Origin of the sequence: Bacillus sp. SDLI1, from assembly GCF_001553895.1 — a bacterium.
Lineage (GTDB): Bacteria > Bacillota > Bacilli > Bacillales > Bacillaceae > Bacillus > Bacillus siamensis.
The window spans coordinates 1,068,891-1,082,049 of record NZ_CP013950.1 but is presented as its reverse complement, the minus strand read 5'-3'; the positions used below and the strand labels follow the sequence as shown (position 1 = coordinate 1,082,049).

Annotated in this window: 16 protein-coding genes and 1 riboswitch; of the genes, 11 read left to right on the top strand and 5 right to left on the bottom strand. The window is 47.4% G+C overall.

The genetic code is table 11. The features are described from left to right. Positions 1–18: 18 nt before the first annotated feature. From spxH to AUL54_RS04830, 4 genes are all read right to left on the bottom strand, one after another. Complete coding sequence (gene spxH, locus AUL54_RS04845; protein WP_060963082.1) at positions 19–921, bottom strand: protease adaptor protein SpxH; 903 nt, start codon at positions 919–921, stop codon at positions 19–21. Beyond that, positions 918–1,316: a globin domain-containing protein gene (locus AUL54_RS04840; protein WP_016938222.1), complete on the bottom strand. Its 399-nt coding sequence runs from the start codon at positions 1,314–1,316 to the stop codon at positions 918–920. The genes spxH and AUL54_RS04840 overlap by 4 nt, the downstream gene beginning before the upstream one ends. A gap of 224 nt (positions 1,317–1,540) precedes the next feature. Further along, on the bottom strand, positions 1,541–2,227 hold the full coding sequence (locus tag AUL54_RS04835; RefSeq protein WP_060963081.1) for a lytic transglycosylase domain-containing protein: 687 nt from the start codon (positions 2,225–2,227) through the stop codon (positions 1,541–1,543). A 4-nt stretch (positions 2,228–2,231) separates the two neighbouring features. Beyond that, positions 2,232–2,807: a CYTH domain-containing protein gene (locus AUL54_RS04830; protein ID WP_060963080.1), complete on the bottom strand. Its 576-nt coding sequence runs from the start codon at positions 2,805–2,807 to the stop codon at positions 2,232–2,234. 124 nt (positions 2,808–2,931) lie between these two features. Between AUL54_RS04830 and AUL54_RS04825 the strand changes: the two genes are divergently transcribed. From AUL54_RS04825 to AUL54_RS04810, 4 genes are read left to right on the top strand one after another with little or no spacing between them, the layout of a single operon-like run. Beyond that, positions 2,932–3,297, top strand: a complete 366-nt coding sequence (locus tag AUL54_RS04825) for a UPF0738 family protein (protein WP_016938219.1) — start codon at positions 2,932–2,934, stop codon at positions 3,295–3,297. A gap of 27 nt (positions 3,298–3,324) precedes the next feature. Beyond that, complete coding sequence (locus AUL54_RS04820) at positions 3,325–3,960, top strand: GTP diphosphokinase (protein ID WP_016938218.1); 636 nt, start codon at positions 3,325–3,327, stop codon at positions 3,958–3,960. Between the two features lie 16 nt (positions 3,961–3,976). Then, positions 3,977–4,777 (top strand): NAD kinase, encoded by an 801-nt coding sequence (locus AUL54_RS04815; protein WP_047477853.1) that lies wholly within the window; start codon positions 3,977–3,979, stop codon positions 4,775–4,777. Positions 4,778–4,791: 14 nt separating this feature from the next. Then, on the top strand, positions 4,792–5,685 hold the full coding sequence (locus AUL54_RS04810) for an RluA family pseudouridine synthase (protein WP_060963079.1): 894 nt from the start codon (positions 4,792–4,794) through the stop codon (positions 5,683–5,685). Positions 5,686–5,718: 33 nt separating this feature from the next. Here the strand turns inward: AUL54_RS04810 and prpE are convergent, their stop codons facing one another. Continuing rightward, positions 5,719–6,468 (bottom strand): bis(5'-nucleosyl)-tetraphosphatase PrpE, encoded by a 750-nt coding sequence (gene prpE, locus AUL54_RS04805; RefSeq protein WP_045925339.1) that lies wholly within the window; start codon positions 6,466–6,468, stop codon positions 5,719–5,721. A 226-nt stretch (positions 6,469–6,694) separates the two neighbouring features. Here prpE and AUL54_RS04800 point away from each other — a divergent pair, with 226 nt between their 5' ends. The 7 genes from AUL54_RS04800 (at position 6,695) to AUL54_RS04770 (ending at position 13,156) form a co-directional block, all read left to right on the top strand. Continuing rightward, a complete protein-coding gene (locus AUL54_RS04800; RefSeq protein WP_060963078.1) occupies positions 6,695–8,539 on the top strand; it encodes a monovalent cation:proton antiporter family protein in 1,845 nt (614 codons plus the stop codon). A 53-nt stretch (positions 8,540–8,592) separates the two neighbouring features. Then, positions 8,593–8,701: riboswitch (TPP riboswitch) on the top strand. Positions 8,702–8,786: 85 nt separating this feature from the next. Further along, positions 8,787–9,494, top strand: coding sequence for a thiaminase II (gene tenA / locus AUL54_RS04795; protein WP_016938213.1), 708 nt, complete (start codon positions 8,787–8,789; stop codon positions 9,492–9,494). After that, a complete protein-coding gene (tenI, locus tag AUL54_RS04790; protein ID WP_060963077.1) occupies positions 9,472–10,089 on the top strand; it encodes a thiazole tautomerase TenI in 618 nt (205 codons plus the stop codon). Before tenA ends, tenI begins: the two co-directional genes overlap by 23 nt. After that, complete coding sequence (gene thiO / locus AUL54_RS04785) at positions 10,073–11,182, top strand: glycine oxidase ThiO (protein ID WP_060963076.1); 1,110 nt, start codon at positions 10,073–10,075, stop codon at positions 11,180–11,182. Before tenI ends, thiO begins: the two co-directional genes overlap by 17 nt. Further along, complete coding sequence (thiS, locus tag AUL54_RS04780) at positions 11,179–11,382, top strand: sulfur carrier protein ThiS (protein ID WP_003155008.1); 204 nt, start codon at positions 11,179–11,181, stop codon at positions 11,380–11,382. The genes thiO and thiS overlap by 4 nt, the downstream gene beginning before the upstream one ends. Further along, entirely contained in the window at positions 11,379–12,149 is a 771-nt protein-coding gene (thiG, locus tag AUL54_RS04775; protein WP_095240937.1) for a thiazole synthase, read from the top strand. Before thiS ends, thiG begins: the two co-directional genes overlap by 4 nt. After that, a complete protein-coding gene (locus tag AUL54_RS04770; RefSeq protein WP_060963075.1) occupies positions 12,146–13,156 on the top strand; it encodes a thiazole biosynthesis adenylyltransferase ThiF in 1,011 nt (336 codons plus the stop codon). Before thiG ends, AUL54_RS04770 begins: the two co-directional genes overlap by 4 nt. The last annotated feature ends 3 nt before the right edge of the window (positions 13,157–13,159 follow it).

Sequence of the window (13,159 nt, the reverse complement as noted above, 5' to 3'; positions counted from 1 at the left end):
GTTAGGAATCAGCTTTTTTTAATGATCGCAGCAGGTGACATCCTCTTTGGTTCCGGTTAAGGATTTCCAAAACAGACCATGCTTTGCATCCACTCTGGCGACCTTTTTGGCGAACGCCAGTTTTTTCATTTCTTTTTCAACTTCGTCAAGGCTTAAATCATAAACAAGTGCAATTTCTTTCGATGCGACAAATCGAAAATATTCAATGAAACATTCCAAAGGCGGCGTTTCAGAAGGCTTCGGTTCATCGCCGAGCATTTCGAATAAGATTTCTTCGTATACTTCATAAGAATAGTTGCCGGGCACTTTCAGCCCTTCATCATCATGCAGGCTGTTAAAGAACGTCAATGTCGGATTAACGGTGACGTCCATTTCCGCAGCGATTTTCATATCGCACTGCAGCGCTTTTACCGCGCTTTGTGAATGGAGATCACGTTTAAATTCTTCGACATCCAATTTCGTCTTTTTGGCAATCTCTAAAAGAACGTCTTCATCTGTAATATTCTGCTTTGAGACAAACAGACTTTCCTGCATGTTGCGGAGAAACAGGATGCCGGCCTTTCTTCCCTGCAGTTCGGCCGCTTTTAAAGCGAGTGCCGCAAGATAAGGTGATGAAAGGGGCTGATCCTGCTCAAGCCAAAGGCTTCCGTCACACGGCATCCCGGAACGGTTCGCGATTTTTTCCCAAGCTTCGGCAAGAAGGTGTTTTTTACGCTTTTGCTTATTCAGCGATGTGATGCTCGCGGAAACAATGATCCGCAGCGTAAAAAAACGTCCGTATCGGATTTTTAATTTTTTTATGGCGGGCTCCAGCGACCAGCATTCAGGACATAAAGGGTCGACAAACATGTAAATTTCCAGCGGTTTTTTTGGATGTCCGTGGCAATGGGCGAAGTATTGCTCATGCTGATAATTCGTCAATATGATCGATCCTCCGCTTCTGACTGGTTTACCATATGTCTGGCCGTTAATTCCAGACGCCCGTACAGAAATTCACGAATATCGCCCTCTAGCCCGACATGATCCATCGCTCTGCTCATACAGCTCAGCCACGCATCAGCCCTTTCTGCCGTAATCGGAAAGGGAAGATGCCTTGCTCTGAGCATGGGATGGCCATGTTCTTCAGTATAGAGGGGAGGCCCGCCTAAATACTGGGTTAAAAATTGCTTTTGTTTTCTGGCCGTTTCAGTCAAATCACTTGGGAATATCGGCTTCAGCAAGGGATGAGACGAGACACGCTCATAAAAAGTATCAACAAGTTGCGATAGAAGTTCCTCTCCAATCGCTTCATATGGTGCGTTAAACGATTGTCCCATGTTGACTACTCCTTTTATATGGCTAATAGGAATCATAATTCCTATTGCGAAATTATCTTTCAGTTTTACTATCTTCAGTTACTGTATATTTTAGCAATAACATTTTATTTCTACAAACAAAGTGCCTTTCTGTCAGGCGCTTGTATTTCATATCATATCACATCGACTTCATTCATGTGTAAGATTTACTCCGCAAAAAAACCAGAGAAGGAAGCCTCTCTGGTTTACGCGTAATACTGTTGGGTGATGTTTTTGACATATTGCTGTGTTTCTTTAAACGGCGGAATGCCTCCGTACTGATCTACGTTGCCGGGGCCTGCGTTGTAGGCGGCTAACGCCAGAGACACATTTCCGTCGTATTTTGTGAGCATCTGCTTTAAGTATTTCGTCCCGCCGTCAGCGTTCTGGACGGGATCAAGCGGGTTTGACACCCCGAGTGATTCAGCCGTGGAAGGCATGAGCTGCATCAGTCCCATCGCCCCCGCACCGCTGACCGCTTTCGGATTAAAGCCTGATTCCTGTTTAATAACGGCACGGATCAGCTTTTCGTCCACTCCGTATTTTTCAGCCGCTTTTTGAATGGCGCTGTCGATTGAAAAGTTTCCGGTGCTGATGTCAGAAGCTGTATGCGCAGGTTTTATGCCGGAAGAAGCGGTCTGTGAAGAGGCCGCGGGACTGACTGAAACCGGAATTCTCGGTGAATATGAAGTATGATCGGTCCGCATCCCGTTTAAAATACCCGCTTCCGGCTGCTGCCGGACGGCTGTGCCCGTATATTGGCTGAGCAGCGCGCTGAAATTCGCAAGCGGGCTTTCGGCAGATTGTCCGCTTGAAGCGGTGCTTGTATTAGAGATTGATTGCAGCGCCATTGATTGAAGCTGGAGAAGGGCCGCCCAATTCGTTATATTCACTGTGTCATTCCACCTTTTTTTGTTTCTGTTCATAAAAACGCTGGATTTTATTTTTAGTGACCCGCTGAGGGATGCCGAATTGTTTGAGCAGTTGTTCAAACGCCTGTTTTCCTTCGTCCCAGTCAGCAGCCTCGAATTCCAATTCAAAGTCTTCTTTCTCTAAATATCGGCTGTGATCTAAAATGATTAAGCCTTTTTCTGATTCTTTTTCCGAGCGTTCAGTCGACAGCGTTCCGAAGTAACAAATGGCTTCTGAATGGATGCCGAGACCGTCCAGCTGCCGTTTTACGGGGCCTTCGGGGATCTTGAAGCTGTCAAGGTCAGGCTGTTTTTCAAGCTCTTGGTGCGTTTCCAGAAGACCGACCGCGGCAGGCTCTTTTAAAGTCAGGACGAACGCGCCGTTTTTTTCACGGATGCGGAGGGCTGATTTTTTTTGTTTCAGAGCAAAATCTTTTGTATCGAAGTAATGATTGAATTGCTGCTTAAAATCATCTTTTTTCATGCCAAGTGCTTCACTTAGCTTCTGAAATTCTGATTTTGTCAGCAGATTTTTGAATTCAATTTCTATTTCTTGGGTCATGACAGTCTTCCTTTCAGGACGAAAAATTGTATAATTCCCATTATCTCTTTAGAGGTTACGTTTATCAATATCGACCTTGATATGATAAAATAAATGCTGTACTTTGTTAAAAAAGGAGAACATTATGCAAAAGAGAATTGAAATTCAAAATGCATCATTAACAGAAGACGTGCTCCGCCTGAAGTGCGGAGAGGACTTAAGCGGAGCGGAACGCAAAGCCTCAGGTCAAATGCTTGTTGATTCCGATCACTTTGCTTTTGTATACATACTTGAAACAGCTGACTCTTTTGAATATGTCATTATAAAAGAACATGTATGGCCGGATCTGAAAGAGGCCTTTGACAAAAGAAAACCGGCGGTGCTGGAGGCCGGCGGCAAAACGGTTGAACTTTCAGGGCTGCATGAAGAACTCGATTATCTTATTGAAAATATTAAAGATAATGCAAACTACGGAGATATGGAAGAAAAAGTGAAAAGCGTATTTCTTTAGAACAGGTTCGGAATTGGGGGATGTACGATGGATGACAAACAATGGGAGCAATTTCTAGCGCCATACCGCCAGGCTGTTGAGGAATTAAAGGTGAAGCTGAAAGGCGTCAGAACCCTTTATGAGTATGAAGATGACCACTCACCGATTGAGTTTGTGACAGGCCGCGTGAAGCCGGTGGTAAGCATACTTGAAAAAGCGAGACGGAAAAGCATACCGCTTCATCAGATTGAAACGATGCAGGATATCGCAGGACTGCGTATTATGTGCCAATTTGTCGATGATATCCAGATCGTCAAAAATATGCTGTTTGCCAGAAAAGATTTTACCGTTGTCGACAAGAGGGATTACATAGCAGAGCATAAAGAGAGCGGATACCGGTCTTACCACCTTGTCGTTTTATATCCTTTACAAACTGCGTCCGGAGAAAAGCATGTTCTTGTGGAGATACAGATTCGGACGCTTGCCATGAACTTTTGGGCAACCATTGAGCATTCACTGAATTACAAATACAGCGGGAACATTCCCGAAAAAGTAAAGCTGAGGCTGCAGCGGGCCTCGGAAGCCGCATCCCGTCTCGATGAAGAAATGTCTGAAATCCGCGGAGAGATTCAGGAAGCCCAAGCCGCGTTTTCACGAAAGAAAAAAGCGGGAGGCCACCAGTAGAAAGGAGGGGAATGGCATGAAATTTGCCGTTTCTTCAAAAGGAGACGAAGTTTCAGATACACTGAAAAGCAAAATACAGGCGTATTTACTTGATTTTGATATGACCTTGGATGAAAAAGAGCCGGAAATCGTTATTTCCGTCGGCGGTGACGGAACACTTCTCTACGCATTCCACAGATACAGCGACCGTCTGGATAAAACGGCTTTTGTCGGGGTTCACACGGGGCATTTGGGTTTTTATGCCGATTGGGTTCCGCAGGAGATAGAAAAGCTTGTTCTTGCCATCGCCAAAACGCCGTATCATACCGTGGAATATCCCCTTCTTGAAGTGGTTGTCACTTATCATGATGAAGAGCGTGAAGAACGGTATCTGGCTTTGAATGAATGTACAATCAAAAGCATAGAAGGCAGTCTCGTCGCTGACGTTGAAATTAAAGGCCAGCTGTTTGAAACGTTCAGGGGAGACGGTTTATGTCTGTCAACGCCTTCCGGAAGCACGGCTTATAATAAAGCGTTAGGCGGCGCGATCATCCATCCTTCCATCAGAGCGATTCAGCTCGCGGAAATGGCATCCATCAACAACAGAGTGTTCAGGACTGTCGGTTCGCCGCTTTTGCTTCCCGATCATCATAACTGTGTCATCAAACCGAGAAACGACGTCGACTTCCAAGTCACGATTGATCATTTGACCTTGCTGCATAAGGATGTCAAATCTATTCTATGCCGGGTGGCAAATGAAAAAGTCAGATTTGCAAGATTCCGCCCTTTTCCGTTTTGGAAAAGAGTGCAGGACTCCTTTATCGGAAAAGGCGAATAGAAAGAGGAAACGGATTGAACAACTTTTTTATTCAAAAGAATATTTCAGCCCGGGAAGCCGGCATGACGGTAAAAGAATATACGGCGCAGCTCGGCATTTCCAAACGGCTTCTCGCTGACATCAAATTCGGCGGGGGAGATCTTCTTGTCAACGGAGAGCATGTAACCGTCCGCGCCGTATTAGCGGCAGGGGATGTGCTTAAGATTGAATTCCCAAAGGAGCATGTGAGTGAAACGCTTTTGCCTGAGCCGGTTCCGCTTGACATTCTTTATGAAGATGACCATGTGCTGGTGGTCAATAAACAGCCGTTTGTTTCCTCAATTCCATCACGGGAACACCCGTCGGAAAGCATCGCTAACGGAGTGATCAGCCATTACCTAAAAAGCGGCGTACAGTCCACGGTTCATCTCGTCACCCGTCTTGACAGGGATACGTCGGGAGCGATGCTGATCGCCAAGCATCGGCTTGCTCATTCTCTTTTGTCGGCAGCGCAGAGGAAGGGGCTTGTCAGCAGGCGGTATCTCGCTGTCGTACACGGCGTCATGCAGCAGAAAGAAGGAACGGTGGACGCGCCAATCGGCAGAAAACCCGGCAGCATTATTGAGCGGATGGTAACGCCGGAGGGACAAAAAGCGGTAACGCATTTTCAAACAGAAAAAACCGGACGTGTGTTTACGCTTGCGCAGTTGCGGCTTGAGACGGGGCGGACGCATCAAATCCGGGTGCACATGAGTTACCTCGGCCATCCGTTAGTCGGTGATACGCTGTACGGCGGAAAAAACGAGGGAATTGCACGGCAGGCGCTTCACAGTGAGCGGCTTTCATTCGTACACCCCATAACAGGAGAAACGCTCGTTTTTCTTGCCCCCGTTCCTGACGATATGAAAACATTGATTGAACATATGTAAAGCCCGAACCGTTTACCGGTTTCGGGCTTTTTTTCATGTCTGACTGCCTTGATCTTCGCGAAAGCGTGAAGCATCATAGGGCATTGAGCTTTCCACAGAGACGGTTTCATGCTCCGGAAAGCGAAAGCCTGTCAGCTGATTCCCGAAGACGCATCCTGTATCAATGTTGATTGTACGGTTGACGATCCGGGGGCGTTTTACAGGGGTATGGCCGTAAACAATCCATGCCTTCCCTTCATAGGCGGCGGCCCAGTCTCTTCTGACGGGTCTGCCGTCGGGATACGTTTCACCCGTGATATCGCCGTACAACACAAATTCTTTTACCTTACGCGAGTATTTACCGATATCGTCAGCTTTTATGCCGGCGTGGGCGACAACGAGATCGCCATTATGTAGAATGTCATAAAGCGGCGCTGACTCATATAATCGGATAAATTGTCTGGAGACTTCCGTTCTGTCGGCGGGAGACAGCTCTTTCAGTTCGGCTGCCGTCGTTTCCAGTCCGTGCATCACTTTTACGGGGTTTCCTTTTAAGTAACGATACAGTTTGTTGCAATGATTTCCCGGGACATAACGGACGATGCCTTTTTCATATGCTTTTGCCACGAAACGCATCACATCTACGGATTTGGGGCCTCTGTCTGTTAAATCCCCCGCAAAGACAAGCGTTCTGTCTTCAGAATGGACGGGCATTCCGTCTTTCACTTCATATCCGAGCTTTTGCATTAACGCGATCATTTCGTCATAACATCCGTGTATATCGCTGATGATGTCATAAGCCATTCTGTCAGCCTCCCTTTTCCGGTTTTTTATTTATTATGGGACTAATTCCTTTACCTAATTACGCTGTTTTGGTACAAATTAAAAAAAGAATTTGAAGAAATAATGCCTTATTACTTTTTTTTCGCCGCCAGCCTTGTTAGAATATGCGTTATGTTTTTAAAAAAAGTAAGGTATTGCCCGCTTTAAGCGGGCTTTTATAACCCTTGTTTTAAGGAGGTATTTACAAATGGAACATACATCAGTCGCTTCTTTAGTCGTCGTTCTGATCGTCGCTTTTTTGACGCCGCTCCTTTTACATCGGTTTAAGCTCAGCATTCCGGTCGTCGTCGCGGAAATCATCATGGGGCTTATTATCGGAAAAAGCGGCCTGAATCTCGTCGTTCAGGGAGACACGTGGCTGGAGACGCTGTCTGTTCTCGGCTTTATCTTTTTAATGTTTTTAAGCGGATTGGAAATTGACTTTTCGTCATTTGAGAAAGGAAAGAAAAAACAATTCCTTCCGAACGGCAAGGAAGCACCCAATACGTTTTCTGCCGCACTGATCATATTTTTCGGCATCTTTATTTTATCATTGCTGCTGTCCTATGCCTTTGTATTAGCCGGTTTTATTCAAAACGCGTTTTTAATGACGCTTATTATTTCGACAATATCACTCGGTGTGGTCGTTCCGACTTTAAAGGAAGAACGGATCATGAATTCCAATATCGGCCAGATTATTCTGCTTGTCGCCGTTATTGCGGACTTGGCTACGATGATTCTGCTCGCTTTCTTTTCTTCTCTTTATGGGGAAGACAGCGGAAATATGTGGCTTCTTTTGATTCTCTTTGCCGCGGGTGTGGTGCTGTATTTCTTCGGCAGGATCTTTAAACACCGCTCATTTGTGCAGTCGATGTCTAAAGGCACCGTCCAGATCGGCACGCGAGCCATTTTTACACTGATTATCGTGCTTGTCGCTTTATCGGAATCTCTCGGGGCGGAAAATATTCTCGGTGCATTTTTAGCAGGCGTTTTGGTATCGCTTCTGTCGCCGAATAAAGAAATGGTGGAGCAGCTGGATTCATTCGGCTACGGGTTTTTAATTCCGATCTTTTTCGTCATGGTCGGGGTGAAGCTGGATATATGGACGCTCTTCCAAGATCCGAAAACATTGACGATGATTCCGCTGCTTCTGCTGGCGCTGTTTATCAGCAAAATGTTCCCGGTGTTTTATTTAAAGAAATGGTATGACAAAAGAACCGTGTTTGCTTCGGGGTTTTTGCTGACTTCTACGCTGTCGCTTGTTATCGCGGCGGCTACGATCGGAGAAAGGCTTCACATTATCAGCGCCAATATGTCCGGCGCGCTGACTTTGGTTGCGGTTATCGCCAGCATCATCTCACCGATCGGCTTTAAAAAATTATTCAAGCGGCAAAGTGCGCCGCAGGAAAAAAAGCGCATTACATTTATCGGCGCCAACCAAATGACGCTTCCGGTGACGCTGGAGCTGCCTGATGAGGAATATGATGTGCGGGTCGTCCATGTATATCAGGAAAATGCCGGGGAAAAGCTTGCGGAATCCGTTTTTTCTGTTGAAACGATTTCTGATTACGAGCCCGGCACGCTTGAGTCGCACGGTATTTTTAAAACGGATATTCTTGTCGTGGCGACGGGAAATGAAGATGTGAACGCTGAAATCGCCTTAATGGCGAAAGAGAAAGGGACTGAGCGTATCATCGCAAGCGTCAGCTCGGTTGATCATGAAACAAAACTGAAGGAAGAGGGCATCAGTATTTTTTCTATCCTTCTGTCTACAAAGACGCTCTTGCGCGCATTAATTGAGGCGCCGGGCGTGATGAACCTTCTGACGAATGAAGAGTCTTCGCTTTATCAGATCAATCTGGAAAATACGGCGTATAACGGCATTATTCTGCGCGAATTTCCGCTGATGGGCGATGTGATTTTCGTCCGGATTTTCAGAGGTGTGGACAGCATCGTTCCGCATGGGGACACGAGGCTGAAAACAGGAGACCGTCTCATCGTTACGGGCTCGCGCAACTACGTGTCGGAGCTGAGAAAAATCCTTGAAGCTTGACCAAATTGCATTTCGTGATAAGATAGAAGGCATAACAAGTAAATGATCAATCGTATGACCACTAGGGGTGTCCTTCATAAGGGCTGAGATAAAAGTGAGACTTTTAGACCCTCATAACTTGAACAGGTTCAGACCTGCGTAGGGAAGTGGAGCGGTATTTTTTGGGTTCCTTTTATCCAGATAAATTCCAAACCACTTTTCCGATGCGGGAAAGTGGTTTTTTTATTTTATCAGGGGGGAAAACTTTATGACATTTTCTGAAGAATGCAGACTGGCGGCAGCCGAATGGTGGGACGGAAGCTTTGTTCATCCGTTTGTAACAGGGATCGGTGACGGAAGCCTGCCGTTAGACCGTTTCAGTTATTATGTACTGCAAGATTCCTACTACTTGACGCATTTTGCAAAAGTTCAGGCGTTTGCAGCCGCATATGCCGAAGACTTGTTTACGACGGGAAGGATGGCGGGCCACGCTCAAGGCACATATGAAGCGGAAATGGCGCTGCACCGCGAATTTACGGAGCTTTTAGGGATTACAGAAGAAGAGCGTGCGGCATTTAAGCCGGCGCCGACAGCCTATTCTTATACGTCTCATATGTACAGATCGGTGATGAGCGGCAATTTTGGAGAAATATTAGCTGCACTTCTGCCCTGTTATTGGCTTTATTATGAAGTCGGCGAACGCTTAAAGGAATGTAAACCGGAACATCCGATTTACGAAAAATGGATCGGTACATACGGCGGAGACTGGTTCAGACAGCAGGTCGAAGAACAGATCAGCCGTTTTGACGAGATTGCTGAAAACAGCACAGAGGAAATCCGCGCGAAAATGAAAGAGAATTTTGTGATTTCAAGCTATTATGAATATCAATTTTGGGGAATGGCTTATCAAAAAGAAGGCTGGTCGGAGAAGGGCGGAAAAGAGGTGGAGTCCTTTGGAGCTGCACGCCGTAACTGATAATCGCAAACCCGTTGCCGAGCTGGCCGAGGATATTCTATCGATTCAGCGCGAAGTAAGCTTTATCCATATCCGTGAGCGGGATAAAACAGCGGGAGAGATCATGCAGCTTTTATCACTGTTGAAAAAAGGCGGTGCGGATAAGGACAAATTGATCATCAATGACAGAGCGGATATCGCGCTTTTTGCCAACATACACCGTGTTCAGCTTCCATCCCGCAGCTTTTCCGTAAAGCAGGTGCGAAGCAGATTTCCCCATCTTCATATCGGACGTTCGGTTCATTCGCTGGAAGAAGCCATCCAAGCTGAAAAGGAAGATGCGGATTACGTGGTATTCGGCCATGTGTTTGAAACGGAATGTAAACAAGGACTTGAGGCAAGAGGCATCAGCCTGCTTTCAGAGATCAAACGCACGCTTTCCATCCCCGTTATCGCAATCGGCGGAATGACACTGCAGACGATCGGACACACAAAGCAGGTGAAACCGGACGGAATTGCCGTCATGTCAGGCATTTTCTCAGCTGAAAACCCTGAGGAGGCGGCAAAACGGTATGCACGCGCGGTGAGGGGGGCTGATGATGAAGAAGCACTATGATACGGCGGTGATCGGCGGCGGAATTATCGGGTGCGCCATTTCTTATGAGCTGGCGAAGACGCAGCAGAACGTTGTCTTGTTTGAAGACGGAGCAATCGGCCGAAAAACGACAAGCGCTGCGGCGGGAATGCTTGGCGCTCACGCGGAATGTGAAAACCGGGATGCGTTTTTTGATTTTGCTATGCACAGCCAAAGACTGTATGAAGCGGCGGGGCAAGAGCTTGAGGAAGCCAGCGGCATTAACATCAGGCGCCATAACGGCGGAATGCTTAAACTGGCGTATACAGAAGAAGACATGACCCGTTTACGGAAGATGGATGATTTACCTTCTGTCACTTGGCTCTCCGCGGAAGAGGTTCTTGAAAAAGAGCCTTACGCTTCAAAAGACATTCTCGGCGCATATTTTATAAAAGACGATGTCCATGTCGAACCTTACTATGTTTGCAAAGCATATGCAAAAGGGGCGCGGCGTTATGGCGCTGACATATGTGAGCATACACAAGTCACTTCCATAAAACGGGTGAACGGGGAATACTGCATCACAACGTCCGGCGGGGATGTTTATGCTGACAAAGTCGCAGTTGCCAGCGGTGTATGGAGCGGCCGGTTTTTCAGTCAGCTCGGCTTGGGACAGCCTTTTTTCCCTGTGAAAGGAGAATGCCTCTCTGTGTGGAATGACGAAATCCCGTTGACCAAAACCCTTTACCATGATCATTGTTATGTCGTTCCGAGAAAAAGCGGGCGGCTTGTCATCGGCGCCACGATGAAACAGGGCGACTGGAGCGACACGCCTGACATCGGCGGGATTGAGGCTATCATTGCGAAAGCGAAAACCATGCTGCCCGCCATTGAACATATGAAAATAGACCGGTTTTGGGCGGGGCTCAGGCCGGGAACAAAAGACGGAAAGCCGTTTATCGGGCGGCATCCTGATAACAGCGGCATCATATTCGCCGCCGGCCATTTTCGAAACGGCATCCTGCTAGCTCCGGCAACGGCTGAAATGGTGCGGGATATGATCCTGGGAAGACAGGTTAAACATGAATGGGAAGAAGCGTTTCGAATTGATCGCAAGGAGGCTGTTCAAATATGATCCTTCAGCTGAATGGAAAACAAATTGATTGGAATCGAAAAGAGGGCACGGTTCAGGATTTGCTTGAATCGTATCAGCTTGATCAAAGAATCGTAGTTGTAGAAAGAAATAAAGAAATCATCGAAAAAAAGAATTATGAAAACACAAGTTTATGTGATCGCGATGTTATAGAAATTGTCCATTTTGTAGGAGGCGGATGAGGATGTTAACAATAGGCGGAAAACAGTTTCAGTCAAGATTGCTGTTAGGCACGGGAAAATATCCGAGTTTTGAGATTCAGAAAGAGGCGGTGGCCGTCTCGGAATCAGATATTTTAACCTTTGCGGTGCGGCGGATGAACATCTTTGAACAGTCTCAGCCAAACTTTCTCGAACAGCTTGATTTGTCTAAGTACACGCTTCTGCCGAATACGGCCGGCGCCGCAACGGCTGAAGAGGCGGTCAGAATCGCAAGGCTTGCCAAAGCTTCAGGACTTTGTGACATGATAAAAGTGGAAGTCATCGGATGCAGCCGGTCACTTTTGCCTGATCCGGTTGAAACGCTGAAAGCATCAGAGCAGCTGCTTGAAGAGGGATTTATCGTTCTTCCGTATACGTCAGATGATGTCGTGCTCGCAAGGCGTCTTGAGGAGCTTGGAGTCCATGCTATTATGCCGGGCGCTTCACCGATCGGTTCAGGCCAGGGAATTTTAAATCCGCTGAATCTGTCCTTCATCATTGAACAGGCGAAAGTTCCGGTCATTGTCGATGCCGGCATTGGTTCTTCAAAAGACGCTGCCTGCGCGATGGAGCTGGGAGCGGACGGCGTGTTATTAAATACCGCCGTGTCAGGCGCTGATGATCCGGTCAAAATGGCCCGGGCGATGAAGCTTGCCGTAGAAGCGGGCCGCCTTTCTTATGAAGCCGGGCGGATTCCGGTGAAAGATTACGGAACTGCAAGCAGTCCGCGGGACGGTCTTCCGGTATGACGGACAGATATTCCAGACAGGAGCTGTATCAGCCGATCGGTCCCTCCGGACAGGAGAAGCTCCGGTCGTCTCATGCCGTGATTATCGGCGCGGGTGCGCTTGGCGCGGCAAATGCGGAGATGCTTGTCAGAGCAGGGGTCGGGAAGGTAACGATCGCTGACAGAGATTATGTGGAGTGGAGTAATCTCCAGCGCCAGCAGCTTTATACCGAAGATGACGTCAGACAGGAAATGCCGAAAGCTGCGGCAGCTGAAAAACGGCTTACATCCATAAACAGCGATGTAGATGTGAAGGGATTTGTCATGGATGTCACTGCGGAAAACGCACCCGGACTGATTTGTGACGCATCTCTTATCATTGACGCGACTGACAACTTTGAAACGAGGCTGATTGTGAACGATGCGGCTGTACAGAAAGGAGTTCCTTTTCTGTACGGCGCCTGTGTCGGCAGCTACGGACTCTCCTTTACCGTCATTCCCGGTGTCACGCCGTGCCTCCACTGTCTGCTTGAGACATTGCCTTTAGGCGGTATGACATGTGATACGGCGGGAATTATCAGTCCGGCTGTATTACAGACGGCTGTTTTTCAGACTGCAGACGCGCTGAAGCTGTTAACGGGCGGACCTGTTGAGCATGTTCTCCGTTCGTTTGATTTGTGGAAAAATGAACGGTCCGAAATAAACGTTGCCCGTCTCAAGAAAGCTGATTGCCCGAGCTGCGGCACAAACGATTTTCCGTTTTTATCTTACGAGAATCAGTCAAAAGCGGCTGTTCTGTGCGGGAGAAACACGGTACAGATCAGAACGGGAATCTCAGAGCCGTTTGACCTGCAAAGGCTTTCGGGACAGCTCAGACGGGCCGGGCTTGACGTTTCGGCCAATCCGTATTTAATTTCTTTCCGCACAGACAGTTTCAAGATGGTTCTGTTTCGTGACGGCAGAGCATTCATTCACGGCACAAGCGACATCAGCAGAGCGAAATCTTTTTATCATAAATGGATCGGATAATGC

Bases quoted from the DNA above. Each gene is read 5' to 3' on its own strand.
- AUL54_RS04840 (WP_016938222.1), bottom strand. From the start codon at position 1,316: ATGGGACAATCGTTTAACGCACCATATGAAGCGATTGGAGAGGAACTT.
- AUL54_RS04830 (WP_060963080.1), bottom strand. From the start codon at position 2,807: ATGACCCAAGAAATAGAAATTGAATTCAAAAATCTGCTGACAAAATCA.
- AUL54_RS04825 (WP_016938219.1), top strand. From the start codon at position 2,932: ATGCAAAAGAGAATTGAAATTCAAAATGCATCATTAACAGAAGACGTG.
- AUL54_RS04820 (WP_016938218.1), top strand. From the start codon at position 3,325: ATGGATGACAAACAATGGGAGCAATTTCTAGCGCCATACCGCCAGGCT.
- AUL54_RS04815 (WP_047477853.1), top strand. From the start codon at position 3,977: ATGAAATTTGCCGTTTCTTCAAAAGGAGACGAAGTTTCAGATACACTG.
- prpE (WP_045925339.1), bottom strand. From the start codon at position 6,468: ATGGCTTATGACATCATCAGCGATATACACGGATGTTATGACGAAATG.
- AUL54_RS04800 (WP_060963078.1), top strand. From the start codon at position 6,695: ATGGAACATACATCAGTCGCTTCTTTAGTCGTCGTTCTGATCGTCGCT.
- tenA (WP_016938213.1), top strand. From the start codon at position 8,787: ATGACATTTTCTGAAGAATGCAGACTGGCGGCAGCCGAATGGTGGGAC.
- thiO (WP_060963076.1), top strand. From the start codon at position 10,073: ATGAAGAAGCACTATGATACGGCGGTGATCGGCGGCGGAATTATCGGG.
- thiS (WP_003155008.1), top strand. From the start codon at position 11,179: ATGATCCTTCAGCTGAATGGAAAACAAATTGATTGGAATCGAAAAGAG.
- thiG (WP_095240937.1), top strand. From the start codon at position 11,379: ATGAGGATGTTAACAATAGGCGGAAAACAGTTTCAGTCAAGATTGCTG.
- AUL54_RS04770 (WP_060963075.1), top strand. From the start codon at position 12,146: ATGACGGACAGATATTCCAGACAGGAGCTGTATCAGCCGATCGGTCCC.